Origin of the sequence: Lysobacter antibioticus HS124, assembly GCF_000336385.2 — a bacterium.
Lineage (GTDB): Bacteria > Pseudomonadota > Gammaproteobacteria > Xanthomonadales > Xanthomonadaceae > Lysobacter > Lysobacter firmicutimachus.
The window spans coordinates 46130-70989 of sequence record NZ_HG424489.1 but is presented as its reverse complement, the minus strand read 5'-3'; the positions used below and the strand labels follow the sequence as shown (position 1 = coordinate 70989).

The window sequence follows — 24860 nt, the reverse complement described above, 5'->3', positions numbered from 1 at the left end:
GGTGGGCGCCCAGCACTTCGGCGCGTTCGCTGCGGCGTTCCCACTTGGGAAAGGTCACCGGTTCGGTCCAGACCTTGTCGAAGCCCAGTTCCTTGAACTTGGCCTCCGCCCACTTCACCGCGCGCGCATCGGCTTCGCTGCCGGCCAGGCGCGGGCCGACTTCGGTGGTCAGCGATTCGGTGATGCGATAGCCCAGGTCGCTGGCCAGAGCGCGCTCGCGCAGTTCGGGCACGGCGTCCAGCGCGGCCTGCGGAATGCGCGTTTCGCGCTGGGCCGCCGCGGCGCCGCCGGCCGCGATCGAACCCGTGAACAACACGGCAGCCAACGCTGCCCACAACGGTGCGCGCATCCCCATCTCCTGGTGCTGGCCCGCCGCCCGGAAGGTCGGGCGGCATAAGGCGAAACCGCGAGCTTAGCAACCGCGATGGGCGTCGCTATCTGAGGAAAGTCACCCTGGACTTGAGCCGTTTTTGTCGCTGGCTATCGCCGCGTTTGAGGCGGCGGAGCACGATTTTGCCGAACTTGGCGACATGTGTGCTTTCTGTGGGGGCGGCGCGAGCCGCGACCGCCGTCGCGGTGTGCGCCAACGTCTTAATCCGAAGACCGACTCCGCGGAGCAAGCGGGCAGGCGAACCATTACCCGGGCTTCGGAGGCCGCGCTGTCGATCACGGCTGCGACGGTCGCGGCTTACGCCGCTCCTACAATAGCCCGGCGCAAACGCGAACGGCCGCGCAGGGCGCGGCCGTTCGCAGGCGCCATCGAGGCGGCTTACTTCTTCAGCGAATCGCGGATCTCGCGCAGCAGCAATACGTCTTCCGGCACCGCGGCCGGCGCGTCGGCGGCCGGCTTGCGCAGGCGGTTGTAGGCCTTGAGGAACAGGAAGATCACGAACGCGATCAGGACGAAGTCGATCGCGGTCTGCAGGAAGCTGCCGTACTTGATCGCGACCTCGGCCGCGACTTCCTTGCCGGCGGCGTCCAGCTGGGCCGGCTTGAGCACGTGCTTCCAGTCGCTGACGTTGACTCCGCCGCTGAAGTAGCCGATCGCGGGCATGACGATGCCGTCGACCAGGGCGGTGACGATCTTGCCGAAGGCGGCGCCGATCACCACGCCGACCGCCAGATCGACCACGTTGCCGCGCGCTATGAACTCTTTGAACTCGCTGATCATGCCCATCGCATGCTCTCCCTGGTTGACGACATGAGGTGCGGCGCGACAGCGCCGGCGCGGAACTATGCCCGGGCCGGGGTGATGCGGCCGTGGAGTTCGGCCACGCCTTCCAGCGTCGCGCGATAGCGGTCGCCCGGCTGCAGCGGGCCGACCCCGGACGGGGTGCCCATGTAGACCAGGTCGCCGGCGCGCAGCGCGTACAGGCGCGACAGTTCGTGCAGGATTTCCTCGACGTTCCAGACCAGATCGTCGAGCGAGCCGCGCTGGCGCAGCTCGCCGTTGACTTCCAGGGTCAGCGCGCGCGCGCCGAGTTCGCCGACGTCGGCGGCCGGGACGATGGCGCTGATCGGGGCGGCGTGGTCGAAGGCCTTGCCGATGTCCCAGGGCAGGCCCTTGGCCTTGGCCTGCGTCTGCAGGTCGCGACGGGTCAGATCCAGGCCGACCGCATAACCGTAGATCAGGCCCGGCGCGTCGGCTGGGGCGAGTTCGCCGGGCGGCGCATCGCGGCCGATGGCGACCACCAGTTCGACCTCGTGGTGCAGATCGTCGGTGCCGGGCGGGTAGGGCACGTCCTCGCCGAGCTCGATCGCGTCGTGCGGCTTGAGGAAGAACACCGGCCGGCCGCGATCGGCGGCCGAGGTCGGCACCGCCGCGCCCATCTCGCGCGCGTGTTCGGCGAAGTTGCGTCCGACGCAGTACACGCGGCGGACCGGGAAGAACGTACCGTCGGCGATGTCGGCGCCGCGGACCGGGATGCGGGTGAGCGGCGGCGCCGCGACGACGTCGGTCATGGACTCAGCGTGCATTCGGCGTGGAGGAACGACCGAGTAGGGTCGGTGCGACCACGCGGTACTCGCCTTCCACCACGTCGCGCCCGCCGCGGGCGCGCGCGACCGGGCGGCCGCGGCGCTTCCACAGCTTGTAGCCCAGGCCGATGGCGATCATGGCCGCGCCGACGAACACGCTGAACATCACCAGCAGGGCGAGCAGCCCCAGCCCGACCACGCCCAGCGCGAACCGCAGGAGGCGATGGCGCGGCTTGCGCGGCTCGAAAGCGCTGCGCATGCGCGACTGGAACGCATTCCATGGCGACCGGTGATCGGTGAAGCGGAAGCTGTGGGCAAACATTTCGGGTGTCGTGAGACAATGCGGCCATTCGCCGGACACGTGAGTATCGTTGCAGGCATGGACGAGGGTGTGAGAACTTCGTTAAACCCGGCGGGCGGCGGCGATGCCGGCGGTCAACTATTGATCGCCCTCGAGCGCCTGGCCGACGGCGGCTTCGCCGAAGTCGAGGCGACCCTCGACGGCGACGCCGAATCGCTGGTGCTGTACCGCGACGGCGACGCCGTCCGCGCTTGGCTCAACATCTGCCCGCATGCCGGGCGGCGCCTGGATTGGGCGCCGGGCCAGTTCGTCAAGAGCAAGGATGGCTTGCTGGTCTGCGCCGCGCATGGCGCCAGCTTCGAACTGCAAGGCGGCGAGTGCACCGCCGGCCCCTGCCGCGGCGAAGCGCTGCGCGCGGTCGCAGTGACGGTGCGCGACGGCGCGGTGTGGCTGGGGTAAGCGGGTCGGGTTGCAGCGCTCAAGCTCAACGGCTCAAAGGCAGATCCGCCCGGCCCTCTTTTTCATAGAGCGCGATAGGCGGGGCGTGGCGGCACGGGCGACTCGCGCGGGCGATTCGGCTTGCGTGGGCGCGCCGGCAACGCGCTCGCGCCGACGCGCTTGCGCCCGCGGCCGACCGGGCCTTGCGCAGCCAGCGCTGCTTGCGCGCGCCGATCGAGCCCGCGCAGTTCCGGCCTGCGACGAATCCAGCCGAAGCGTTCCCCCTTTGGAAGAGCGCGCCAGGGGGATTCGCTCTTGCCCGCGCGAACCGGCGCCCGCTCAAGCCGGCGCCGCTGTCCTGCCGCTTACTTGCCCCAGAACAACACGTTGACCATCAACACCGTCACCACGGTGTAGATCAGCGACAGCGGCCCGCCGATCTTCCACAGCTCCTTGCCGCTGTAGCCGGCCGGGCCGGTGATCATCGAGATCACCGGGTTGGACGCGGTCATGAAGTTGTTCGAGGCCGACAGCGCCACGATCAGCGCGAACGCGGTCGGGTTGCCGCCGGCCGCCAGGGCCAGGTTGACCGCGAGCGGCACCACCACGATGGTCGCGCCGACGTGGCTGATCACCAGGGAAAAGGCCGTCGTCAACAGTCCGACCAAGATCTCCAGCAGCCAGACCGGCGTGCCGTGCGGCAGGCGCTCGATGCTGTGGCCCGCGATCCACGCCGCCGCGCCGCTGGAATCCATCGCCCAGCCCAGGGGAATCAGGCAGGCCATCAGGAACACGGTCTTCCAGTTGATCGCCGCGTAGGCCTCGTCGATGTTGATCACCCCGGCGATCAGCATGCCGGCCACGCCGGTCATCAGCGCGATCGACACCGGCAGGCGCGAGGACAGCGCCAGCAGCATGGCCACGGCGAAGATCGCCAGGGCGATCTTGAGCTTGTGCGGGCGTTGCTCGCCCTTGGGGTAGTCGGTGACCACCACCAGGTCCTTGCTCGCTGCGGCGCTGGCCAGGTCGGTCCAGATGCTGTGGAACACCAGCATGTCGCCGGCGCGCATCGGCACGCTGCGCACGTTCTCGCGCAGCACGCTCTTGTCGCGGTTGATCGCCAGCAGGCTCAGGCCGGACTGCTTGCGCAGGTGCAGGTCGCCGGCGGTCTTGCCGATGTAGCCCGAGGTCGCCGGCACCACCGCCTCGGAAATGCCGGCGCGGCTGGGGTTGAACAGGTCGGCGAAGTTGCGCAGGCGCGAGGACAGGCGCAGGAAATGGTTCTGGGCGAAGTCGGCGACCTGCTGCTTCGGGCCCATCGCGCCGAGCACGCTGCCGACCCAGATCCGGGTGTCGGCCGGCGGCGCCAGGCGCGACTCGTTGTCGCTCTTCAGCGCCAGCAGCAGCGGCGCGCCGCGCAGCGCCTCGGCCTCGCCCAGCGACATGCCGACCAACGGGCTGTCGGCGGTGACGGTGAGTTCGTAGACGTCGCCCTCGATGCCGTAGGCCTTGGCGAAATAGCTCTGGGTGCGGGCCGGGGTGGCGCCCTTGTCGCCGTCGTCGCGCAGCAGCTTGTCGCCGAAGAAATGGAAGTAGGCCAGCGACGCGGCGAGCAGCGCCAGGCCGATCGGCAGCGGCGCGAACATCTTCAGCGGCTCGATGGTCGCCGCGCCCGAGGGCAGGTTGCTGTTGGCGTTCAGCAGCAGGTCGTTGAGCAGGATCAGCGGCGAATTGCCGACCATGGTCAGCGCGCCGCCCATCACGATAGCGGCCGCGATCGGCAACAGCAGGCGCGGCAGCGACAGGCCGGTGCGCGAGGACAACCGCGAGGCGACCGGCATGTACAGCGCCATCACCGACGGGTTCTGCATGAACGAGGAATTGAGCCCGGCCACCGCGGTGGTGAGCAGCAACAGGCGCTGCTCGATGCCGTGCGCCCGCCGCAGCAGCCAGCCGGCCAGCCGGTTCAGCGCGCCGGTGCGGTCGAGCCCAGCGCCGAGGATCATGGTCGCGATGATGCTGATCACCGCGTTGCCGGAGAAGCCGTTGAACAGCTCGTCCGGCTCGACCAGCCCGGACAGCCCGAGCAGCACCAGCACCACCAGCGCGACCACGTCGGCGCGGATGCGCTCGAACAAAAACATCGCCATCGTGAACACCACCAGCCCGAGAACGAGCTTCATGTCGGTGGTGAGCGCGAGGGCGGTGTCCATCAGGGGGATTGGGGATTCGGGATTCGGGATTGGTTGGAGCCAAGCAGGGCGTAGCCCCGGGAAGGAGCGTCAGCGCAGCGTTGCGGACGTTCGAGAACCTTCACGCCGATCTCCAATCCCTAATCCCGAATCCCTAATCCCGGCTCTTGTCGTACAGAAGATCCCAGACGCCGTGCCCCAGCTTCTGGCCGCGGGTCTCGAAATGGGTCTGCGGGCGCCAGTCCGGCCGCGGCACGCTGCCGCGCGGACCGGCGCGGTTGACCAGGCCCTCGGTCGCGTCGAGCACGTCCCACATCTGCTCGGCATAGTCTTGCCAATCGGTGGCCAGGTGCAAGCGGCCGTCGGCGGCGAGCTTGCGCACCAGCAGCTGCGCGAACGCGGGCTGGACCAGGCGGCGCTTGTTGTGGCGCTTCTTGTGCCAGGGGTCGGGGAAGTAGATGCGGATCTCGTCCAGCGAGCCGTCGGCGACTTCGTGGTTGAGCACCTCGACCGCGTCGTGGTGGTACAGGCGGACGTGGTCGCTGCCGTCTTCGGCCAAGGCGTTCAGCAGCCGGCCGACGCCGGGCGCGTGCACCTCGATGCCGATCAGGTCGCGCTCGCGGTCGTGCTGGGCGGCGAAGCGCAGCGCCTCGCCGTTGCCGAAGCCGATTTCGAGCACGCGCTTGGCCCGGCGGCCGAAGATCGCGTCGTAGTCGCGCGGCGCGCCCTGGTAGTCGATGCCGAAGCGCGGCCACAGCTCGTCGAAGGCGCGCTGCTGGGCCGGGGTGAAGCGGCCCTGGCGCAGCACGAAGCTGCGCACCTGGCGGCGGCCTTCCTCGATCGTGAACGGCTTGGGCGGGACCTTGCCTTCGCCCGCGCCGGGTTTGTCCTTGGAGCCGGAATCCGTCATCAGCCGATCAATCCGTCCACCGGCGAGGACGCGCTGGCGTAGCGCTTGCGCGGGATGCGGCCGGCCTTGAACGCGGCGCGGCCGGCCTCGATCGCCAGCTTCATCGCATGCGCCATCAGGATCGGGTCGCGGGCGCCGGCGATGGCGGTGTTCATCAGCACGCCGTCGCAGCCCAGCTCCATCGCGATCGCCGCGTCCGAGGCGGTGCCCACGCCGGCGTCGACCAGGATCGGCACCTTGGCGTTCTCGACGATCTCCAGCAGGTTGTAGCGGTTCTGCACGCCCAGGCCGGAGCCGATCGGCGCGGCCAGCGGCATCACCGCGACGCAGCCGATCTCCTCCAGGCGCTTGGCCAGGATCGGATCGTCGGAGGTGTAGACCATCACGTCGAAACCGTCCTTGACCAGGGTCTCGGCCGCGGCCAGGGTCTGGACCACGTCGGGGAACAGGGTGCGCTGGTCGCCCAGCACTTCCAGCTTGACCAGCTTGTGGCCATCGAGCAGCTCGCGCGCCAGGCGGCAGGTGCGCACCGCGTCGTCGGCGGTGTAGCAGCCGGCGGTGTTGGGCAGCAGGGTGTAGCGGTCCGGCGGCAGCACGTCGAGCAGGTTGGGCTCGCCGGGGTTCTGGCCGATGTTGGTGCGGCGGATCGCCACGGTCACGATTTCGGCGCCGGCGGCCTCGGTGGCCAGGCGGGTCTGTTCGAGGTCGAGGAACTTGCCGGTGCCGGTCAACAGGCGCGAGCGGTAGGTCTTGCCGGCGATGACCAGCGGATCGGAGAAGGCGGTATTCGTCATCGTCGAATTATGTCGGATATCGGCGGGCGCTTGGACCCCGGGGCTGAGCGGGACGCGAACGCGGCAGCAGGGGCCGACGCAGGGACGTGCGGCGATGCAGCAGGGGGCGCCGTGAAGGGAGCGCGCCGGCCGCCGTTCGTCGGAGTCGGGGCGGGAGCCGGGGGACACGCGTGGCGCGCTCGCTTGAAACGGCCGCAGTGGGGCCGGCGGGCCCGCCCATCGCAATCGGCGACCGTTCGTCGTCAGCCTCAAATAATGTGATTGACGTCCCAAAATGCGGCGTATAGTGCCGCCTAGCGGTACCTGGGGAGGGCGTTGCCGATACAGCGCTCTGCAGTGCCGTCGCGGCGCCCGCCGGGGGAAGCGGGTGCCGCCGTTGTACAGGACTCGAAAAAGGCACAACCGGCGCGAGCCGGCGTCGCAAAGCCACGGATGCCGGTCCGTTTGGGGGACGGCATGGCCGAGCTACCGAGCGCGAAGAACTGGGCGCTTACTGCCCCGCTCACGGAGTTCTGACATGTCCACCAACCGACGCTGGCGTCCGCTGCTTGCAGCGGCGCTGCTAATGGCTTCCGTCGGAGCCTTGCCTACCGCGGCCTGGGCCGCCTCGGTGCAACCCACCACCTACCCCGGCAACTTCGCCGGGTGCGACGACCTACCCGGCGTCGGCACCTGGCAGGGTGGCGGGGCCAGTTCCGGCGGCGCACCCCTCGACGGCCAGGTCTATAACCTGGGCAACGGCCAGACCATCACCTTCAACTACACGCCCTCCGGGCAGAACAAGTTCATCGGCTTCACGTCGACCATCCCGATGGACTACATCGTGATCAAGGGCGGCAACGCCTACAACGTCTTCCACTACGACCCCGCTGTCCTTAGCGATACCAATCTGTACGCGCCCAACAACGCCAGCGGCGAACCCGCCGGCGTCAGCCATGTCGCGTTCTGCTTCCTGCCCAAGCCCACCGGCGTCAAGACCGCCGAGGCCAGCTGGAAGCGCTACACCGACTGGCAGATCGACAAGACCGTAACGCCCGAAAGCATCACCATGCTCGACGGCGACAGCCATCAGGTCGAGTACACCGTCACCGCGACGCCGACCACCCGCGGCCTGTACCGCGTCGCCGGCACCATCACGGTCAAGGACCCCTTCAGCTTCGGCTGGAAGGCCACCGCGGTCGTCGACACCCTGCAGTTCAACAACAGCGCGACCCAGTTCTCGCTGCAGTGGACCGCGGCCGGCGGCGACACCGACACCCTCAACTGCGTCAAACCGGCGCCGAACGCGGACAAGATCATCCTGTCCTGCACCTATGCGTTCGAGCTGAGCAGTATCAGTCATCCCTTCCTGCTCAGCGCCACCGGCGGCATCAACGCCGCGGGCATCACTACCGAGCGCAAGTCCTGCAGTTGCAGCGACGACGGCAGCAGCGGAAGCACGACGAGTTACACCTTCACCGCGAGCGCGCCGTTCACGATCCCGGCCAACCCGGCCGAGAGCTACGGCGATACCTTCGCGATCGACGACTCGATCCTGCCGAACAACCCGGACCATAGCTTCAACCTGGGCAACGGGCCGTACGTGTGGAAGTATCCGCGTCCGCAGCCGTTCGTGTGCGGCGCCGACGAAGGCCAGCACACCAACACTGCGACCGGTACCTGGAGCACCAGCGCCAGCACCAACGCCACCGCCAGCGATTCGGCGATGGTCACCGTGGCCTGCCGGACCGTGTCGATCATCAAGAGCGCGAACACCCGCTACGACCGCGACTATGCCTGGACTCCGGACAAGCACGTGGTGGTCTCGCCGGCCGACGCCAAGGTGGTCGGCATGCAGGGCTGCCTGCCCGATCCGATCGTCGGCGGCACCTATGCCGGCAACTTCCTGTGCGAGGACGTGCAGGTCCTGCTCAATGCCGGCGGCAACTACGAGACCGTCTATCGTCTCGCGGCGACCCGCAGCATCGAGTCGGAAAGCGGCTTCAGGGTCAGCGGCAACATCCTGATCACCTGGCCGGGCGATGTGACGCCGCAGTTCAGCCCCGCGGACCCGAGCGACACGCTGCACTTCAACGGCGGCGCGACTCAGGCCGTGGTTCCGACCTGCGAACCGCCGGGCGCGACCTCGTTGAGCTGCGACTACGCCGCAGACGTGGCCGACAAGACCGCAGGCTACAACGAAGCCAGCATCCAGCGCGTGCTGAAGTGCTACGACGCCGCCGGAAACGCCAGCGACTGCGGTTTCAAGAGCTACACCTCGAACCAGGCCGCGTTCTCGTTCGGCGCGCCCACCACCGAAGCCGACGCTTGCGTCGTGGCCAGCGACCTGTTCAACGGTACGCCTGGACTGAACCTGGGCAACAGCTTCGGTTGGATCGTGGAGCCGTTGGTGTGCGACAGCTTCGCCAAGTTCGTCACCGGCGACATCAACCCCGACCCGGGCATCGTCGAGAGCCTCGACATCTTCGCGGCGTGGATCCTGCCGACCCAAGTCGGTCCGGGCAACGCCTGCGAGTTCATGGTTCCCAACGTGCTGACGGTGAGCGGTATCGGCGAAGCGGGCGGCGTGAACGCCAGCGACGAGGCCATCATCACCGTGAAGGTGCCGGAACTGTGCGCCGCCGCGGGTTGTACCTACACCCAGGGTTACTGGAAGACCCACTCGAAGTACGGTCCTGCGCCGTACGACGCGACCTGGGCGACCATCGGCGAAGACACGCTGTTCTTCAGCTCCGGTCAGACCTGGTACAAGGTGTTCTGGACGCCGCCGAAGGGTGGCAACGCCTACTACATCCTGGCGCACCAGTACATGGCCGCTCGCCTGAACGTCGAAGCCGGCGCGACCGCACCGCCTGAAGTGCAGGCCGCGATCGCCCAGGCCACGGCGTGGTTCACCGGCCGCAGCACCGCCGCCCCGAAGGGCGCCGCGCGCGACACGGCGATCAACCTGGCCGGCATCCTGGCCGCCTACAACGAAGGCACCATCGGCCCGGGCCATTGCTCGGTCTCGCCGGCGACCATCATCGACGCCGGCACCTGATACGCATTCGACTTGGAGGTCGTACTTGGGGCCCCGGCTAGCGCCGGGGCCCTTTTCTTTGCGGGGATGCGTTGCCTAAGGGGCGCCGGACGATGCGTGGCTTCGGAGCGCGGCGTGCTGTCCACCGCTGCGGCTGTCGCGGCTCACGCCGCTCCTACAGGGGGCAGTAGCCGCGCTCGGCTTTTGTAGGAGCGGCGTGAGCCGCGACAGCCGCAGCGACGTACGCAAGCGCCGCCGCCGAAGCCCGGAGCCTGCGCCGTTCGCTGCGCAACGGCGAGCCTCAGCCGCCGCCCAGCGCGTGCACGATCTCGATCTTGTCGCCGTCGCCGATCGCCTGCTCGGCGTGGCGGCCGCGCGGGACGATCTCGCCGTTGATCTCGACCGCGACCCGGCGTTCGCCGAGCCCTTCCTGGCGCAGCAGTTCGGCCACGGTAAGCGCGGCCGCGAGCGTGCGCGGCTCGCCGTTGAGCTGGATATTCATGCGCGCATTGTCGCGTGCGCACCGCGCAGCGGCCAGTGCCGGCGCTGGCGGCGCGGGTCGCGGTTCGTGACCTTCGGCCGCAGTCGACGGCCGCCGCAGCGGCGATAATCGCCGCGCCGTTTTGCCGCGCTGCGCCTTGCCTTGGCCGGTCCGCGCGTGTTTGGATCGGCCATCCGCCGGCGTATGTCGCCCGGGCGGAGCCCTTTCCGGCCCGCGCCGGCCCGCCCGGCGGGCTGCGCGCGTCGCCGCCACCGTCACATCACCGCAGGGAAGTTCATGATGAAACCCGCTCGTACCGCGCTGGCCGCCGCACTGCTGCTGGCGACCGCCCCGGCCCTGGCCCAGGACTACTCCAAGACCGTCTTCATCGGCGACAGCCTGACCGACTCGGGCTGGTTCCGCCCGCGCCTGGTCCAGGCGGTCGGCCCGAACGGCGCCTTGCTCGGCCGCTTCACCACCAACCCGGGCCTGGTCTGGTCCGAATACCTGGGCGAGTACTACGGCGGCAACGCCGCCAGCGCCAACCAGGGCGGCGACAACTACGCCGTCGGCGGCGCCCGCACCGGCACCAACAGCGCCGGCGCGCTCGGCGCGATTCCGTCGCTGGCCACTCAGACCGCGAACTACCTCGCCAGCACCGGCGGCCGCGCCGACCCGAACGCGCTGTACAGCGTGTGGGGCGGCGCCAACGATCTGTTCGCGGTCGTCGCCGGCGCCCCGGCGCAGACCACCATCGCCAATGCCGTCACCGCCCAGATCGGCGTGGTCGCCTCGCTGCACAACGCCGGCGCCCAGTACATCCTGGTGCCGACCGTGCCCGACCTGGGCTCGACCCCGCAGTTCCGCGCCGGCGGCGCCGTCGCCCAGGCCACCGGCACCCAGCTGGCGACCAGCTACAACAATGCCCTGTACAGCGGACTGGCCGCCTCCGGCCTGCGCGTGATCCCGCTCAACACCTTCAGCCTGTTGCGCGAAATCGTCGCCAACCCGGCCCCGTACGGCATCAGCAACGTCACCGGCACCGCCTGCAATCCGCAGATCACCGCCTCGTCGGTGACCTGCAGCCCGGTCAACTACGCCACCCCGGACGCGCCGGAAACCTACGCCTTCGCCGACGGCGTGCACCCCTCGGGCAAGGCGCACAAGATCCTCGCCGACTACGCCCTGGGCGTGCTGGAAGCGCCGCGCTTCATCGCGGTGCTGCCGAACTCGGCCGCGGCCACCGGCCGCGCCCGCGCCGACCAGGTCTCCACCCACATCGGCGAGCGCCCGGACGGCGAGGGCATGCGCTGGTGGGCCAGCCTGCGCGGCGATTTCCAGCGCTACGGCCACGGCGACCTGTACGACGGCGCCGGCCCGGCGCTGACCGGCGGCGTCGACTGGAACCGCGGCAATCTGGTGTTCGGCGCCTTCGCCGGCTACGGCCAGCAGAAGCAGGATTTCGGCCTGCGCCACGGCGAGTTCGACCAGAAGGAAGCCAGCCTCGGCGGCTTCGTCGGCTGGTACGGCGAGCGCGCCTGGGTCAACGGCCAGGTCAGCTACACCAAGCTGGACTTCGACATCGACCGCAACGCCAACCTCGGCCCGGTCAGCCGCGTCCACCACGGCTCGGCCGACGGCGACAACGTCACCGTCGCGGTCAACGGCGGTTGGGAATTCGGCCACGACGCGCTGCGCCACGGCCCGGTGCTGGGCCTGGTGTCGCAGACCATCGAAGTCGACGGCTTCGCCGAAAGCGACCCGACCCTGGCCACCTCGCTGGCCTACCCGAAGCAGGAATTCGACTCGCTGATCGGCAGCGTCGGCTACCAGGTCCACTACACCCACAGCGAAAGCTTCCGTCCGTACGCGCGCCTGACCCTCGACCGCGAGTTCGAAGACGCGCCCGAACAGGCCTACGCGCGCCTGCAGAGCGTGCAGGGTCTGGGCGACTACGCGGTCAAGGGCCGCCACTTCGACCAGAACTACGGCACCCTGCTGTTCGGCGTGCGCACCAAGCTGTTCGGCCTGGACGCCAACGTCGGCGCCAGCGCCACCATCGGCCAGGGCGCCGGCAACAACACCACGGTGTTCGCCCAGATCGGCAGCGGCTTCTGATCGCCGCCGTCCCCTGACGACGCAACGAAAAAACCGGGCCGCGAAGCCCGGTTTTTTTCTTGGGTTGCCGGCGGCTGGCCGGTTGCCGGGGCCCTAATTGCCAGCGCCGCGGCCTCGGCTTAGACTGGTCCGGCAAAGCGGGTGTAGTTCAATGGTAGAACTGCAGCTTCCCAAGCTGCTAGCGTGGGTTCGATTCCCATCACCCGCTCCATCTTTTCCCGGCGGTGCGCAAGGCACTGAGTCGGCGTGGGTTTTTTATCTGAGAGTCCACACCGCGACTCTTCCGCTGAAGCATCTTTTTGCCCCGAATGCCTTGCTTTTTAGATTGTTCCAAGCGGCCAATGGTCACCTTGGACGCTTGGTGACATCCGTTTCATGTGGGCTTGCTGCTACGTCGCAAATGCGTGCGGCGCAGCGTAGAGGGCTGCTTGTTTACTATCCGTACGCAAATTGGTGCTCTCAGCGGTATTCGATTGCCTAAAGTCCCGTCGAGTCAAATCTCCGAAATTCACCGTCTTTTTAATCTGGATGCTGTTCCTCTAGCCAGGCTAGTGTTGCTTGTATATCACTCTGCGTGTAATAGCCCGGGACTGTATTGGGTTCAAATGCTCCTGCTGATATCGCGGAACTAAAGACAAGTCGGGTTTGCTCGTAGTTGTTGATGTGGATGCGCTTAATCATCTCAAGCACTTCTTCTGGGTCTGAGAATCTTCTGTCGGATAGAAAGCCGAGCAGGATCATTAGGCCATCAGCGCCCACGAAGCTCGAAAGTGGGAGGTCGCTGACAGTGCTTCTATCAAGCGCAAAATAACGGCCTTCGTCGTGGCAGCAAGCATTCTCTTGATTCGAGCGAGGAGATGCTGCTCTGTGATGTACAAGGCGAAGGTTTCTATGTGATCCAATATGCCAATTCTTATCTTTCCCGGGATCTCCGCGAGTTAACCACTCAACCCAGCCGTCATCTACTGATGTGATTGCATTGCCACAAGCATCGCATGTCCAGGGTGGATGGCCCGTCATTTGAACCTCCTCCGACAGCAGTGAATTCGTCTAATTGGAGGGCATGGGAGAACAGGTTGGCCGGCCTCAGCTGAGCAACTTCTCTGCCAGTTTGATTGCTTCCTCAATCTAGACCAAGGGCACTGTGGCTGGCTTCTGTCTTGCATCGAAACATGGAATGGGAATCTCAACAACAGCCGTTGCAGTGCTTATCCAGGTTAGAGGGTCATCTTTGGACCGCTCTGTGAAGGTTCATCCATTCCGTGGATTTGGGCTTGAGCATGCTGCTGGGCATGTCGCTGGTTGAGCTGCTCGACGCGATCCAGGCTCTTCTCCGCAGGAACCTGCGCGGCGGCGTTGGTTTCCACCGCAAGATGGTGGTGCGGACCTACCGGTCCATGCGGCGACGCATATCCAATGAGGTGTACGGTGCCGTCCGTACCCTTGCCGATCAATACGCCGGATAAATTCCGATCCATAACCGGGTCAGCCTTGATGGCCGCGAGGCTGGCTGCAGCGAGGTTGCGTGCCTCGGCCTGGCTCCAACGGCCATCAGCCAAGGCCGCGCGGTGGAACATTTCGAAAGCCGGGTGGTCGGGATGGTCCGGGCTGTCTGCGCGGAGGGCGTGACGCACCGTCGTTTCCTCAATTCCGACATCCTTCGGCGTTGGCTTGGGTGTGTCGGAGCTAGTGTCGTTGACCGTCCTCCACGCCAGCTTGCCGTCGCTGGTGTCGGTAAAGCTGAAGCTCTTGGCGGAGCCTTGAAGATCCACCCCATTTCGTTCGATCTGGGCGAGATCAAGCTTCAGGTGCTTCAGATCGATGTGCACGTCAGGCACTGCCTGCGTAGTGCCTTTGGCGACATTGGCGTGAACTGCGGCGATCGTGGCCAGCGCGCTCGGGCCGTAATAATTGCGGTAGTTGGAGTCGCCGTTTCGTCCAAGGCCGGCCCCCTGGTCGTAATGGCACGCCGCCACCGCTTCGACGGCGGGGCTCTTGAAGCGATTTCCCGTGAGTTGGAACCCGTGCTCCGAGAGCTCGATTCCGGGAGCCAGCTTGGCATGCCGGGCGTTCTCGCCTCGTTCGACGCATCCCGTGGACGCGTCCATACGCCGCAGAAAGTCTTTCTGGTCGTATCCGCCGGGCTGGCTGGCGACCCGACTCGCTACCGCGTTCATCCCGATGAGCTCTGACAGTGCTTCATCGTTGCGGGTGAAGTTGAGATAACGTTCAACGTCCGGAGTCACGTCGACGTTCGATGCGGCGCCAAGGCCTTCGGTAAGCTTTATTTCAATGGCAGTGGCTAGCCGGACGATTTCGGCCGATCGCGCCTTTTGAGTCAGCGCGTGACCCGTCTCATGCCCCAGCGTGCTGGTGATGTTATCGATGCGAGCCTGGGGTCTGACGGTCTTGTCCGTGAAACTGTCGATGCTGATGAAGACCGTGCCGGTTTCTTTGTCGTAGTGGCCGCCCTCATTCTGCTCCGTAGTGACGCCGACGTGTTTGAGGGTCTGTTGGTTGGCGGCATCGACCATGACGCTCGCGAGATAGGGCGAACTTGCGATCGCTGCTTCGACATCTTGGGCTGCGTTAGGCGGAACGCCGCTCTGCTTGGAGAGTTCCTCGACGAGGGCGCGCAGTTGCGGCGGCAGCGGCTCAGCCATGGCTCGCCTCGGCGTCGTCGGCATCGATTTCGACAGACAGCACGCAGGGCCGTCCCTTTGTATCTGCACCGTCGACCGTGCGGTAGAGGCTCACCGTCAGGTAGAAGGCGATATTGTTGCTGGGCACACCCTTGCGGAACGACCAGGATTCCTTCAGATGCGGCGGGCTCTTGGAGCGCGTGTAGCCCAGCGCCGCGATATCGTCGCTGAGCGGGGCGAAGTCCAGGCTGCAAGTAGTGATTGCATTCTCGGGTTTGCGCGGGTCGCCCTTCCAGCCCCGGGGCGTCCAGTGGATTGCAACATGCCGTCCCGGCGTGTCCGGATACAAAGCATCTACCGTAACGCTGTAGCGACCGCCGTCGGTCAGCGTGCCTTCGACCAACTGGCTCTTGGTATCTTCCGGATCTGGTCCCAGGGGGACGCCCAGCACCTGCGCCACGTGCGACGGCTCGGTGTCTCGAGCAGCTTTCAGACTTCCGATCAGGATCAGCATGCGGGCCCGCAGTTCTCCGGTCGCCAGGGCGGCCCCCTGAGCCGATGCGGTCGGCGGAGAGGACGGTTGGGCGATGCTCGCCGGCTGTGCCGCGCGTGCAGCCAACTCCGCGGCCCGGTCGGCCGTTGCGGCGGCCGCATCGGCGACTTGTTCCGGTGCAGCGTCGGCATGAAGAGGGGCAGCGGTTGAGGCCGTCATGGCGGAGGTCTCCTTGGGTTCTTCGGGGGCGGCCGGCGGCCGCGCGCACGCGCCCAGGACGACCGTGAACAAGGCCGCGAGCAGCCACCAGAAGCGCGGGCAGGGGCTTGAGGGGGCGTTCGGCATAGGGTTGAGAGTCTTCCGTGCCATGCGGTGTCCTTTAGTTTCCGCCAGCGCCCGATGTGCAACTGGGCTCGCCTAGGGCGGGCAGTTCTGACTTCCGCATCAAGGCCGTTTTTTCGCAGTCAGTCAAGCAGACGGGAGCACCAGAGCGGTGTTGTTAGACGTTTGTGTCGGGTGGCGCACTTGACGCGCGTCGCATCAAACCAGGCGCAATGGTTGCTGAAATTCCTGCCTTTCGCTTCATCGACCCTCCGCTTCCAAAGACGCTGAGCTTGAGCGGACTTCCACAGCAGGGGGTGCTTCAAGCGGGATTCGTCGCTGTCACAGGCCGCAGCACCGCCCGACACCTCGGCGGCGACTCATCCAAGTCCAACCGCAGCTGCACCGCGTCCTCGGTGCAAACCGGTGCGGCGCTGCGATGCTTTAGCCTGATCCGCCCGCCGAAACCGGGGTCGACAATCGCCGCCTCGGCCAGCAAGTGCAGCGCATGCACCAGATAGCGCGGCCAATCCAGGCCGCTGATGTCGATCTCCAGTTCCCAGCGGCCGTCGCCTTCGTCCCAAATCAAATCGAGTTCGGTGTCCCGGGCAGGGCCGCTGCGGGTCTTCAGCGGGACCAGCAGGTCGGCGATGCGGGGATGGCGGGCTTCGGCGTCGATCAGGGCGAAGCCGAGGGCGTCGCCTTCGATGTGGCTCAGCAGCACGGCGACGGCGGTGCGGGTGGGGTGGCCGGCGAACAGGCGGACCTTGGTGAAGTTGGCCAGCCAGGCCTGGCGGTCGTCGCCGGGAAGGCCGGCGATGACGCGGGCGAGGCCGCGGGCGAGGGCGGGGAGGTCGGGTTCGCGGACGACGACGAACAGCGTGCGGCGGGCGCAGACGGCTTCGCCGGCGCGGGCGACCGCGTCCAGGCGGCGCTGCATCAGGGTTTGGTGCAGCGGATCGATGTCGCTCGGCATGGTCGCGGTCGGGGTCGTCACAGCAGGCATTGCATCACCGCATGGCGCAGGCCGGGGCCGGCTTTCTTCTGTTCCAGCACCGACAGCGCGCCGTAGACGTTGGCGCTGCCGTCGCGCTTCATCAGCTTTTCCAGCGCGGTCCGGTCGACGGCGGTCGGCGGTGCGGGTTCGTGGACGGCGAGCAGGCGCCGCGCCCGCTCCAGGCACTCGCCGAGGCCGGCGTCGGAATAACTGGCCGGGTGGCGCAGTCCCAGCGCATGCAGGAAGTACAGGCGGAAGCCGAGCCGGATCTCGTCGCGGCTGGCGCCGCCGGCGACGCGTTCGAGCAGGCGGGCGCCGGTGTATTGCTCCCAACCGCCCTGCTTGGCGCTCAGCACCAGGCCTTCGACCGGCACGCGGCTGAAGCCGACCCGGCGGCAGGGCAGGCCGAAGCGTTGCAGTACGCGGGTCAGCGATTCGTAATCGCGTTCGATGCTGGCGTCGTGGTAAAGGCAGATCTGGTCGTGCTGCGGCGCGTGTTCGAGCAGGTCGCGCAGGATCGCCAGCAGGTAGTTGGGCAGGCCTTGTTCCGAGATCAGCACGCGCAGCGGCCGGCCTTCGTCGGTGAGGTCCAGGTAGACGCCGCCGCCGAAACGGCGCTGGTCCAGCAGCAGATCGTGCGCGCGCAGCCGGTCGAGCACGGCCTCCTGGCCGAGGCCGAACGGCACCGAATGAAACAACGCATCGGGGGCCAGGCCCAAGGTGACGAAGACTTCGCCCCACAGCGCCAGGATGCGGCGCGATGCCGCGTGCACGAAGCCCTCGTCCTCGATGCGGCGGGCGTAGACGGCGATGCGTTCGGCGTCGGGCAGCGCGCCGCTGCGATGGCATTCGACGTACAGCGCGCCGATCTGGCCTTCGCTCATGGCGTCGAAGTCGAGGCCGGCGTGTTCGCGGTCCAGATAGTCCCAGAAGCGGATGGTCTGCAGCGAGATGTCCCAGGGGCGGCGGTTGTGCCAGATCGCGCCGGGCGCGAACAAGCCCTCGAAGCGGCGCATGAAGTCCAACAGCAGCGCGCCCTTGAGGTGGGAGGGGGTGAGCGGCTTGGTGGGGGTGATGCCGACCGGCGCGTACAGCGTGCTCATGCGGTCAGACCGTTCTCGGCGAAGTCTTCGCGCAGCCAGGCCCGCAGTTGTTCCTGCACCCGTTGCGGCGGTTGGCTGTTGTCGACGATGCGGTGGGCCAGCGGCCGCCCCATCTGCAGTTCGTCGTCGAAGCCGGCCAGGCGCGAGCCGATGTCGCCGTCGCGTTCCAGGCGGGTGCGCAGGTGGGCTTCGACGCGCGCCAGCGGTGCTTCCACTTGGTACACGAGATGGCTCGGAAAGTACTTCGACAGGCGCTGCACCAGCATCGCCCGCATCATCAGCACGCGGATGTTGCCGCCGTCGCTCTCCAGCGCCTGCCGCGGCAGGCCGTAACGCGCTTGCAGGCCGAACAGCTGGGCGGTCTCGAGAAAGAAGCCCGCCCGCTCGCGCGCGCTGAATTCCTCGTCGTCGACGAAGACGTGATCGGCGTTGGCCGGGTCTTCGTAATGCCGCGGCTTGCGCGTGGTCCAGGTCGGCACCAGCCGCACCAGGCCTTCCTGGCGCAGCGGCGCGAACAGGGTGCTTTTGCCGACGCCGGAAGGGCCGATCACTACCAGAATCTTGGCCATCATGTACTCGTGCGCACCGCCGCCTCTTGCAGCTGCACGGACAGCAGCGACTGCAGCGAGATCGCTGCGATCAGCGGCAGGAACAGGTTGTCGGTGCCTTTGTGCGAGAACGCCTCGATCAGGGTCAGCGCTGCGCCCAGCGCCATCGCTACCGACAGGGCGGCGGCCGGCGGCAGACCCATCCACAGGGCGGCCGGCACCAGGATGGCCAGCCCGGAGAGGAAGAACGCCGCGCTGCCGGCGTAGGACTTGGCATGGCCGAACAAGGTGTAGCGGCGGCGGCCGTAGGTCTCGCCGATCACGCCGGCCAGGGCATCGGAGATGCCGAGCACCAGGTAGGCGGCGACGAAGGCGGGATAGGACAGGTCGAGCGAGGTCGCCACCATCAACGACAGCGGCAACAGCAGGTCGCCGTAGGATTGGCGCTCCACTCCCATGATCGAGCGCAACAGCACGGTGCCGCGCAGCAAGGCGATGGCGGCGAAACTGCCGGCGGCGATCCAGAACAGTTCGCGGTAGCCGATGCCGAACAGCGGAAAGGCCGCGATGACCAGGCAACTGCTGACGTGCACCGACTTGCGCGAGACCTCGGCCGGCGCGCCGAAGCGGCGGACCAGATCGCCGAGCAGGAAGCAGGCGAGGATGGCGAGCGTGAAACCGATCATCGGGGTGGGCTCACGATGCGGTCCTTGACCTGCGGCGGGCGCAGGCCCGCGGCGACACGGTCGCACCATTGCTGGGTGAAGTACGCCGGCGGCACCTGCCGCACCTCGCCCAGCGAAGTGCCGGCCATCGCCGCATCGGCGGCATAGGCCTGACGCAGGGTGTGTTCGCCAATGTCGATGCCGTCGGCGTCGTTGCAGGCCACCAGCAGGTCGAGCACGCCCTGTGCCGCGGGCACGAAGGTGAAGTTGCGCAGGCGCAGGCCGTGTTCGTCGTTGTAGCGGCGCATGAAGCGCAGCAGCGCCGACTCGGGCACGGACGCGGACTGGGTGATGCGGCCGGCATAGGCCACCGTGGGCACGTTGCCCGCTCGACCGGTCACTTCGAGCAGATCGCCGAGCACGTAACGGCAGAAGCCGCCGGCCTGGGTGGCGACCACGGCGTAGCTGGCGCCTTCGCGCAGTTGCTCCAGCCGCAATGGCGTCTGCGCCGCGCCGTTCTGCACGTCGAGGAATTCGAAGAAGGCGGCGTTGTAGGCCATCACCCCGCGCAATCCGTCGGCCAGCAGGTGCATCGCCAGAGGGACCTCGGAGGCGGCCAGCGGCGCCGGCAGCACCACCACGTCGGCGCCGTAGTCGGCGACGACCTGGTGCAGATAGATCCCGGCGATGCCTTCGTCCCAGCACAGCAGGCGTTCCACGTTCGGCCACACGTCGGCCGGCAGCAGGCGCCCGCGTGCGGCGCGACGCGCGGACAGGCGCTCGGCCAGCGCGGGATCGGGCGCGGCGACGGCGCGGCCGCCGAAGCGGCCGGCGGCGAGGTCGGCGAACAAGCGTTCGGCGTTGTTATCGAGCAGCTGCGGTATCGCCGCCAGGATCGCCGGATTGATGCCGATGAACTGGCGGATGTCGTGGCCGGCGGCCATGCGCAGACGGAAATACAGCCGGTCCAGGTCGGCGGGGATGTCCGCCGGTACCGTCGCCCAGGGGCCCTGCGTGCCGGGCTCCAGCAACGCCTGGCTGTCGAACTCGTTGGCCAGGTTGACCTGGCTGAGGCCGACGTGCGGCGCGCCGCTGCTCAGCACCGAGGTGTCGCGCAGCGGGTCCCATTTGAAATTGACCGTGCGGTCGCGGCTGGCCGCCAGCCCCGGATGGGCGCGCACGGCGCCTTCCATGTAGGTCAGATAGAAGGGGGTGAAGGTCTCGGCGAAATAAACGCGCGGCAGCGGCAGGACCTTGGCCTTGCCGGCGGTGCTGCCGCTGCTGGAGATGAAACGGAACACCTCGCCCGGGAACAGCACGTCGGCTTCGCCGGCGACGATGCGGTCGACGTAGGGGCGCAGCTCCTCGTAGTTGCGCAACGGCACCCGGCGCCGGAACTCGGCCAGGCTGTCGATGCGGTCGAACCCGTGCTCGCGGCCGAAGGCGGTGTCGCGGCCGCGCGCGATCAGGCGCGACAGCACTTCGTCCTGGGTGCGCTCGGGCGTGTCCAGGCCGCCGATGAAATTCGCGTAATGCTGTTGGCCGAGGCCGATGCCCATGACAACGCTTCCTGCTTCGATGGTGGAACCTTCCGGTTCGGACGTCGGTGCCCGGTATCGGCGTGACGCAATGCCGGCCGCACTATACGAACAAGCCGCCTTGCGTTTTTTGAACGATGGCGGTGTTTCGAATTTCTTCCTGCAGATCGGCGCAGATCCGATCCGGAATCGCAGTCACGCCCGATCTCACGCGGATCGCGACGGCGATCGGTCGCGGCAAAGCGCTTGCGTCGTAGCGGTCCGAACGGCCGATGCGGCGATCGTCCGCGCAAGCCGTCTCACCGGTTGCGAGGCGCTCAGCGATGAGAAAGGGTGAGCGGGCGATACCTATGGTTCGATTCGATTGCCGGACAATGAGGGCGTTGCGCGGATTCGAACGAAGGTCGTTGACGGGCCCGATCGCGTTCCGGCCATGCATGGGGCGCGCCGGGGATCGATCGATGGGCCGGTTCGCCGGCGCACGGCGCGTCAGTTGCACCACTGCTGCTCACAAGGGTCGCCGTCGCCGTTGCCGTCCATCTTCACGTTGGGGCAATGGGCGAGGAAGTAACGCGCCTCGGCGCACGAGGTCATCTGGCTGCAGTGCGTGCGTCCGTCGCAGCGGTAGCGGGCCGGTGCGGGCCGCGATATCGGTATCCACGCCGGCATCGCGCCGACGATGGCGTCGGTGCGGGGGGCGATGTCGATGAGACCCTGCGCATACCCGACGATCCCGCCGATCGCGACCAACCCGAATAGGGCCGGTCCCCAGGAACGGCGGCCGCGGCGCTCGGACGATCGGCGGCGCCGGTCGGTTCGCGCATGCGGCCGCTCGTTGGGGCGGCGCACGCGCGTCGCGCTGTGCTTGCCTTGCGTGTCGCGGACGGATTCGAACGTGAAGCGCTCATTGGGCAATGGCCGCGAGCTGCCGGGCGCGAGCGCGGAGACGTGCATGAAGACCTGCGGGCCGCCGCCGACCGGTGCCAGGAACCCATCGCCGCGGTCGTCGTTCCAGTGCGCCAAGGTCCTCGACATCCGCTTGCCCGTGTCCATCCGCCGTCTGCCCATGCTCCGTTATCGGACGGTAACGAGTTCCGCAGTGCGCGCAGGCCAGGGTGTCGATCGGGCGGCGCAGGGCAGCGGCCGGGCGGTAGCGGTTTCGCGTTCGCCGGTGTGTTTGGTCGTTGCGGGCGCGATCGCGGCAGGCGGCGTCGACGGAATGCGGCTGTGCCGCGGCCCGCGAATCGACCGGCCGAACGGATACGAGCGCAGGCTGAATCCGCGCAGGCCGGGTCCGCCGCCAGGAGGGCAGGGACGCGTCGATCCGCGGCCGCGCAACGCAGCATCGATCGTGGCCGGGCGGCCTTCGACGGCCGGTGGGCAAGAGCATTTCCCGCTCACGTTGCGCTAATGCCCGCGGGGGCAGTGTCGGAGCCTGGGCGGCGGTCGCCGGCTCGGCGCGATGGCCGTTGCGATGCGCATCGACCTGACGCGGGGCGCGCGCTAGACTGCGCGCCCGGTCCGTTCCGGGCACGATGCGGCTCGCCATCCAGGCGGCGGCGCAGCGCGGTCGGGACGGGCCCAGGGCGACCGCAAGGTCGCTTTTTTTGTCGCCTCGCGGCGCGATGGAACGACGCCGGCCGGGTACGGTCCAAGCGCCATCGGTTCGTGGGTTCCCATTCGATCGTGCTGGCTGCGCAGCGGAGGTCCGATGTCATCGATGATCGTCCTCGGCTGGCGCGAACTGGCCGCTTTGCCGGGCTTGGGCATCGCCGCGATGCGGGCCAAGATCGACACCGGCGCGCGCAGTTCGGCGCTGCACGTGGAGTCGCACTGGAGCTTCGTCGAGGCCGGCGCGCCCTGGGTCGGGTTCCGCCTGCGCCCGCGCGGCAGCGCGGTGATCGAGGCCGCGGCGCCGGTCTACGACGAGCGCTGGGTCACCGACTCCGGTGGCCATCGCACCCGTCGCCTGTTCATCCGTACCGCGCTGAGCCTGGCCGGCACCGAACGCGAAATTGAAATAAACCTGGCGGATCGTCGCGGCATGCGCTTCCCGATCCTGCTCGGCCGCACCGCGGTCACCGGCGCGTTCACGGTCGATCCGGCGCGCTCGTTCCTGCACGGGCGGCTGCGCCGCCGCGCGCCCAGCCTCTGAACGCGCGTCCCCCTCCTTTTTCCGCGAACCCCGCCCGATGAAGCTTGCGATCCTGTCGCGCAACACCAAGCTCTATTCGACCCGCCGCCTGGTCGAGGCCGCGCGCGAGCACGGCCACAGCGTGCGCGTGCTCGACCCCCTGCGCTGCTACATGCGCATCGCCTCGGACGGCTTTCAGATGCACTACAAGGGGCGCGAGATCGCCGGCTACCACGCGGTGATCCCGCGCATCGGCGCCTCGATCACCCGCTACGGCTCGGCCGTGCTGCGCCAGTTCGAGCTGATGGAGACCTACAGCCCGAACAGCTCGGACGCGATCCTGCGCGCGCGCGACAAGTTGCGCAGCCACCAGCTGCTGGCCGCCGAGGGCATCGGCCTGCCGGCGACGGTGTTCGGCGACAACCCCGACGACACCGCCGACCTGCTGTCGATGCTCGGCCCGCCGCCGCACGTGATCAAGCTCAACGAGGGCACCCAGGGCGCGGGGGTGATGCTGACCGAGAAGCTGTCGGCGTCCAAGGGCGTGATCGAAGCGCTGCGCGGCTTGTACGCGAACTTCCTGGTGCAGGAGTTCGTCGCCGAGGCCAAGGGCGCCGACCTGCGCTGCTTCGTGGTCGGCGGCAAGGTGGTGGCGGCGATGAAGCGGCAGGCGCCGAAGGGCGATTTCCGCTCCAACCTGCACCGCGGCGGCACCGCCAAGGGCGTGCGCGCCAGTGCCGCCGAGCAGGACGTGGCGGTGCGCGCCGCGCGGGTGCTGGGGCTGGGGGTGGCGGGCGTGGACCTGATCCGCTCGGCCCGCGGCCCGCTGGTGCTGGAGGTCAATTCCTCCCCGGGCCTGGAGGGCATCGAGGAGGCCAGCGGGGTGGACGTGGCCGGGGAAATCGTCCAATACGTGGCCGGCCGGCTGCGCGAGAAGACCCCCCGCCGCGCTGCGGTGAGACGCTGAACAGGGGGTGGGGCGAGGCTTGGGCTTGCCCGATCCTCGTCAATGGCAAGCCTGGCAGGTCATCTGTCGGCGCCCCGCCGAACGGCAGCGCCCCGGTGCGGAAGGGCTGGGCCGGGGCGGTTCCAATTTCAAGTTGCGTTTAACTTGCTTTTAACGCGATCTTTAACGACCGTTTAATCGAAATCCGCGTAGCGTTACCCGGACCGAAGCACTGCAGCGCCACCAAATCACGCTCCTCGTCAGACGTATCTGGTCGAAGCAGGTTACGGTAATCGGGGCAATACCCTTTTGGCCCAGGCGCGGTGGCCCCGCGTCTGGGCCTTTGTTTTTTGGCGCCGCGATGGGCGATTCGGACTGGGGATTCGGGACCGGCGATGAACGCCGGAGTGACTTCCGGGGGATGGGGGGCGAGCGTTTCCCGTTCATTTTACAAACGCTCTGGCATCATCCTTCGCTTGCCGTCGCCGCCTCGTGCGCGACGCCTACGGAACCCGGGCGCGCGGCTACGGTCGAACGCCAACCCACTGGGACGAGCCCATGCGCATACTTGTGATCGAAGACAATCAGGACATCGCCGCCAACCTCGGCGACTTTCTCGAAGACCGCGGGCATACGGTGGATTTCGCCGCCGACGGCATCACCGGGCTGCATCTGGCGGTGGTGCACGATTTCGACGCCATCGTGCTGGATCTGAACCTGCCCGGCATCGACGGCCTGGAGGTCTGCCGCAAGCTGCGCAACGAAGCGCGCAAGCAGACGCCGGTGTTGATGCTCACCGCGCGCGACAGCCTGGACAACAAGCTCGCCGGCTTCGATTCCGGCGCCGACGATTACCTGATCAAACCGTTCGCGCTGCAGGAGGTCGAGGTCCGCCTCAACGCGCTGTCGCGTCGCGGCCGCGGCGTGCAGACCCGGGTGCTGACCGCGGCCGATCTGGAGTACAACCTCGACACGCTGGAAGTGCGGCGCCAGGGCAAACTGCTGCAGCTCAACCCGACTGCGCTGAAGATCCTGCAGGCGCTGATGGAAGCCTCGCCGGCGGTGGTCACCCGGCAGGAACTGGAAACCCGGGTGTGGGGCGAAGAGCTGCCCGACTCCGACAGCCTGCGCGTGCACATCCACGGCCTGCGCGCGGTGGTCGACAAGCCTTTCGACACGCCGCTGATCCAGACCCGCCACGGCATCGGCTACCGCATCGCCGCCCCGGACAACGGTTGAGCGC

Annotated in this window: 21 protein-coding genes, 1 tRNA gene, 2 pseudogenes and 1 riboswitch; of the genes and pseudogenes, 7 read left to right on the top strand and 17 right to left on the bottom strand. The window is 67.8% G+C overall.

All coding sequences use genetic code 11. The features are described from left to right. The 4 genes and pseudogenes from TX83_RS09890 to TX83_RS09875 form a co-directional block, all read right to left on the bottom strand. Positions 1–355, bottom strand: a pseudogene (locus TX83_RS09890) (peptidase M28 family protein); the annotation flags it as partial. A gap of 414 nt (positions 356–769) precedes the next feature. After that, positions 770–1177, bottom strand: coding sequence for a large-conductance mechanosensitive channel protein MscL (gene mscL, locus TX83_RS09885; protein WP_064747783.1), 408 nt, complete (start codon positions 1175–1177; stop codon positions 770–772). A 56-nt stretch (positions 1178–1233) separates the two neighbouring features. Beyond that, complete coding sequence (locus tag TX83_RS09880; RefSeq protein ID WP_064747782.1) at positions 1234–1962, bottom strand: fumarylacetoacetate hydrolase family protein; 729 nt, start codon at positions 1960–1962, stop codon at positions 1234–1236. 4 nt (positions 1963–1966) lie between these two features. Then, positions 1967–2299: a hypothetical protein gene (locus TX83_RS09875; RefSeq protein WP_064747781.1), complete on the bottom strand. Its 333-nt coding sequence runs from the start codon at positions 2297–2299 to the stop codon at positions 1967–1969. Between the two features lie 120 nt (positions 2300–2419). On the opposite strand from TX83_RS09875, the gene TX83_RS09870 reads away from it, so the two are divergent. Continuing rightward, positions 2420–2737, top strand: coding sequence for a Rieske (2Fe-2S) protein (locus TX83_RS09870; RefSeq protein WP_261370090.1), 318 nt, complete (start codon positions 2420–2422; stop codon positions 2735–2737). Positions 2738–3081: 344 nt separating this feature from the next. On the opposite strand, the gene TX83_RS09865 is transcribed toward TX83_RS09870, so the two are convergent. From TX83_RS09865 to TX83_RS09855, 3 genes and pseudogenes are all read right to left on the bottom strand, one after another. Further along, complete coding sequence (locus TX83_RS09865; RefSeq protein ID WP_064747779.1) at positions 3082–4929, bottom strand: SLC13 family permease; 1848 nt, start codon at positions 4927–4929, stop codon at positions 3082–3084. Between the two features lie 136 nt (positions 4930–5065). Then, positions 5066–5818, bottom strand: a pseudogene (trmB, locus tag TX83_RS09860) (tRNA (guanosine(46)-N7)-methyltransferase TrmB); the annotation flags it as partial. Continuing rightward, on the bottom strand, positions 5818–6612 hold the full coding sequence (locus TX83_RS09855; protein WP_064747777.1) for a thiazole synthase: 795 nt from the start codon (positions 6610–6612) through the stop codon (positions 5818–5820). The pseudogene trmB and the gene TX83_RS09855, both read right to left, overlap by 1 nt. Before the next feature lie 385 nt (positions 6613–6997). Next, positions 6998–7085: riboswitch (cyclic di-GMP riboswitch) on the top strand. A 44-nt stretch (positions 7086–7129) separates the two neighbouring features. On the opposite strand from TX83_RS09855, the gene TX83_RS09850 reads away from it, so the two are divergent. Then, positions 7130–9652: a hypothetical protein gene (locus TX83_RS09850; protein ID WP_141233454.1), complete on the top strand. Its 2523-nt coding sequence runs from the start codon at positions 7130–7132 to the stop codon at positions 9650–9652. A gap of 280 nt (positions 9653–9932) precedes the next feature. Here TX83_RS09850 and thiS read toward each other — a convergent pair whose 3' ends face one another. Beyond that, complete coding sequence (gene thiS, locus TX83_RS09845; protein WP_064747775.1) at positions 9933–10133, bottom strand: sulfur carrier protein ThiS; 201 nt, start codon at positions 10131–10133, stop codon at positions 9933–9935. 300 nt (positions 10134–10433) lie between these two features. Here thiS and TX83_RS09840 point away from each other — a divergent pair, with 300 nt between their 5' ends. After that, positions 10434–12230: an autotransporter domain-containing protein gene (locus tag TX83_RS09840; RefSeq protein ID WP_186442572.1), complete on the top strand. Its 1797-nt coding sequence runs from the start codon at positions 10434–10436 to the stop codon at positions 12228–12230. A gap of 137 nt (positions 12231–12367) precedes the next feature. Next, a tRNA-Gly gene (locus TX83_RS09835) sits at positions 12368–12441 on the top strand. A 1006-nt stretch (positions 12442–13447) separates the two neighbouring features. On the opposite strand, the gene TX83_RS09825 is transcribed toward TX83_RS09835, so the two are convergent. From TX83_RS09825 to TX83_RS09790, 9 genes are all read right to left on the bottom strand, one after another. Continuing rightward, a complete protein-coding gene (locus tag TX83_RS09825; RefSeq protein WP_064747773.1) occupies positions 13448–14893 on the bottom strand; it encodes a hypothetical protein in 1446 nt (481 codons plus the stop codon). Then, positions 14886–15734, bottom strand: a complete 849-nt coding sequence (locus TX83_RS09820) for a hypothetical protein (protein WP_064747772.1) — start codon at positions 15732–15734, stop codon at positions 14886–14888. The genes TX83_RS09825 and TX83_RS09820 overlap by 8 nt, the downstream gene beginning before the upstream one ends. 274 nt (positions 15735–16008) lie before the next feature. Beyond that, positions 16009–16692, bottom strand: coding sequence for a DUF6182 family protein (locus tag TX83_RS09815; RefSeq protein ID WP_141233453.1), 684 nt, complete (start codon positions 16690–16692; stop codon positions 16009–16011). Beyond that, positions 16680–17786, bottom strand: a complete 1107-nt coding sequence (locus TX83_RS09810; protein WP_064747770.1) for a hypothetical protein — start codon at positions 17784–17786, stop codon at positions 16680–16682. The genes TX83_RS09815 and TX83_RS09810 overlap by 13 nt, the downstream gene beginning before the upstream one ends. Next, on the bottom strand, positions 17783–18355 hold the full coding sequence (locus TX83_RS09805; RefSeq protein ID WP_064747768.1) for a hypothetical protein: 573 nt from the start codon (positions 18353–18355) through the stop codon (positions 17783–17785). The genes TX83_RS09810 and TX83_RS09805 overlap by 4 nt, the downstream gene beginning before the upstream one ends. Next, positions 18355–19020, bottom strand: a complete 666-nt coding sequence (locus tag TX83_RS09800) for a diacylglycerol/polyprenol kinase family protein (RefSeq protein ID WP_064747766.1) — start codon at positions 19018–19020, stop codon at positions 18355–18357. The genes TX83_RS09805 and TX83_RS09800 overlap by 1 nt, the downstream gene beginning before the upstream one ends. Beyond that, positions 19017–20558 carry a GH3 family domain-containing protein gene (locus TX83_RS09795; protein WP_064747764.1) on the bottom strand — a complete coding sequence of 514 codons (1542 nt, stop codon included), beginning with the start codon at positions 20556–20558 and terminating at the stop codon, positions 19017–19019. Before TX83_RS09795 ends, TX83_RS09800 begins: the two co-directional genes overlap by 4 nt. Positions 20559–20640: 82 nt before the next feature. Continuing rightward, entirely contained in the window at positions 20641–21036 is a 396-nt protein-coding gene (locus TX83_RS22735; RefSeq protein WP_141233451.1) for a hypothetical protein, read from the bottom strand. Further along, positions 21027–21590 carry an excalibur calcium-binding domain-containing protein gene (locus TX83_RS09790; protein ID WP_064747763.1) on the bottom strand — a complete coding sequence of 188 codons (564 nt, stop codon included), beginning with the start codon at positions 21588–21590 and terminating at the stop codon, positions 21027–21029. Before TX83_RS09790 ends, TX83_RS22735 begins: the two co-directional genes overlap by 10 nt. Before the next feature lie 658 nt (positions 21591–22248). Between TX83_RS09790 and TX83_RS09785 the strand changes: the two genes are divergently transcribed. The 3 genes from TX83_RS09785 to TX83_RS09775 all read left to right on the top strand — a co-directional run bounded on the left by TX83_RS09785 (position 22249) and on the right by TX83_RS09775 (position 24856). Next, entirely contained in the window at positions 22249–22692 is a 444-nt protein-coding gene (locus TX83_RS09785; protein WP_064747762.1) for an ATP-dependent zinc protease family protein, read from the top strand. Positions 22693–22729: 37 nt separating this feature from the next. Next, positions 22730–23638 carry a 30S ribosomal protein S6--L-glutamate ligase gene (rimK, locus tag TX83_RS09780; RefSeq protein ID WP_064747761.1) on the top strand — a complete coding sequence of 303 codons (909 nt, stop codon included), beginning with the start codon at positions 22730–22732 and terminating at the stop codon, positions 23636–23638. Positions 23639–24175: 537 nt separating this feature from the next. Further along, positions 24176–24856: a response regulator transcription factor gene (locus tag TX83_RS09775; protein ID WP_064747760.1), complete on the top strand. Its 681-nt coding sequence runs from the start codon at positions 24176–24178 to the stop codon at positions 24854–24856. The last annotated feature ends 4 nt before the right edge of the window (positions 24857–24860 follow it).

Excerpts from the sequence above, each read along its gene's own strand:
- mscL (WP_064747783.1), bottom strand. The coding sequence starts at position 1,177 with ATGGGCATGATCAGCGAGTTCAAAGAGTTCATAGCGCGCGGCAACGTG.
- TX83_RS09880 (WP_064747782.1), bottom strand. The coding sequence starts at position 1,962 with ATGACCGACGTCGTCGCGGCGCCGCCGCTCACCCGCATCCCGGTCCGC.
- TX83_RS09875 (WP_064747781.1), bottom strand. The coding sequence starts at position 2,299 with ATGTTTGCCCACAGCTTCCGCTTCACCGATCACCGGTCGCCATGGAAT.
- TX83_RS09865 (WP_064747779.1), bottom strand. The coding sequence starts at position 4,929 with ATGGACACCGCCCTCGCGCTCACCACCGACATGAAGCTCGTTCTCGGG.
- TX83_RS09855 (WP_064747777.1), bottom strand. The coding sequence starts at position 6,612 with ATGACGAATACCGCCTTCTCCGATCCGCTGGTCATCGCCGGCAAGACC.
- TX83_RS09850 (WP_141233454.1), top strand. The coding sequence starts at position 7,130 with ATGTCCACCAACCGACGCTGGCGTCCGCTGCTTGCAGCGGCGCTGCTA.
- thiS (WP_064747775.1), bottom strand. The coding sequence starts at position 10,133 with ATGAATATCCAGCTCAACGGCGAGCCGCGCACGCTCGCGGCCGCGCTT.
- TX83_RS09825 (WP_064747773.1), bottom strand. The coding sequence starts at position 14,893 with ATGGCTGAGCCGCTGCCGCCGCAACTGCGCGCCCTCGTCGAGGAACTC.
- TX83_RS09820 (WP_064747772.1), bottom strand. The coding sequence starts at position 15,734 with ATGGCACGGAAGACTCTCAACCCTATGCCGAACGCCCCCTCAAGCCCC.
- TX83_RS09815 (WP_141233453.1), bottom strand. The coding sequence starts at position 16,692 with ATGCCTGCTGTGACGACCCCGACCGCGACCATGCCGAGCGACATCGAT.
- TX83_RS09810 (WP_064747770.1), bottom strand. The coding sequence starts at position 17,786 with ATGAGCACGCTGTACGCGCCGGTCGGCATCACCCCCACCAAGCCGCTC.
- TX83_RS09805 (WP_064747768.1), bottom strand. The coding sequence starts at position 18,355 with ATGGCCAAGATTCTGGTAGTGATCGGCCCTTCCGGCGTCGGCAAAAGC.
- TX83_RS09800 (WP_064747766.1), bottom strand. The coding sequence starts at position 19,020 with ATGATCGGTTTCACGCTCGCCATCCTCGCCTGCTTCCTGCTCGGCGAT.
- TX83_RS09795 (WP_064747764.1), bottom strand. The coding sequence starts at position 20,558 with ATGGGCATCGGCCTCGGCCAACAGCATTACGCGAATTTCATCGGCGGC.
- TX83_RS09790 (WP_064747763.1), bottom strand. The coding sequence starts at position 21,590 with ATGGACACGGGCAAGCGGATGTCGAGGACCTTGGCGCACTGGAACGAC.
- TX83_RS09785 (WP_064747762.1), top strand. The coding sequence starts at position 22,249 with ATGTCATCGATGATCGTCCTCGGCTGGCGCGAACTGGCCGCTTTGCCG.
- rimK (WP_064747761.1), top strand. The coding sequence starts at position 22,730 with ATGAAGCTTGCGATCCTGTCGCGCAACACCAAGCTCTATTCGACCCGC.
- TX83_RS09775 (WP_064747760.1), top strand. The coding sequence starts at position 24,176 with ATGCGCATACTTGTGATCGAAGACAATCAGGACATCGCCGCCAACCTC.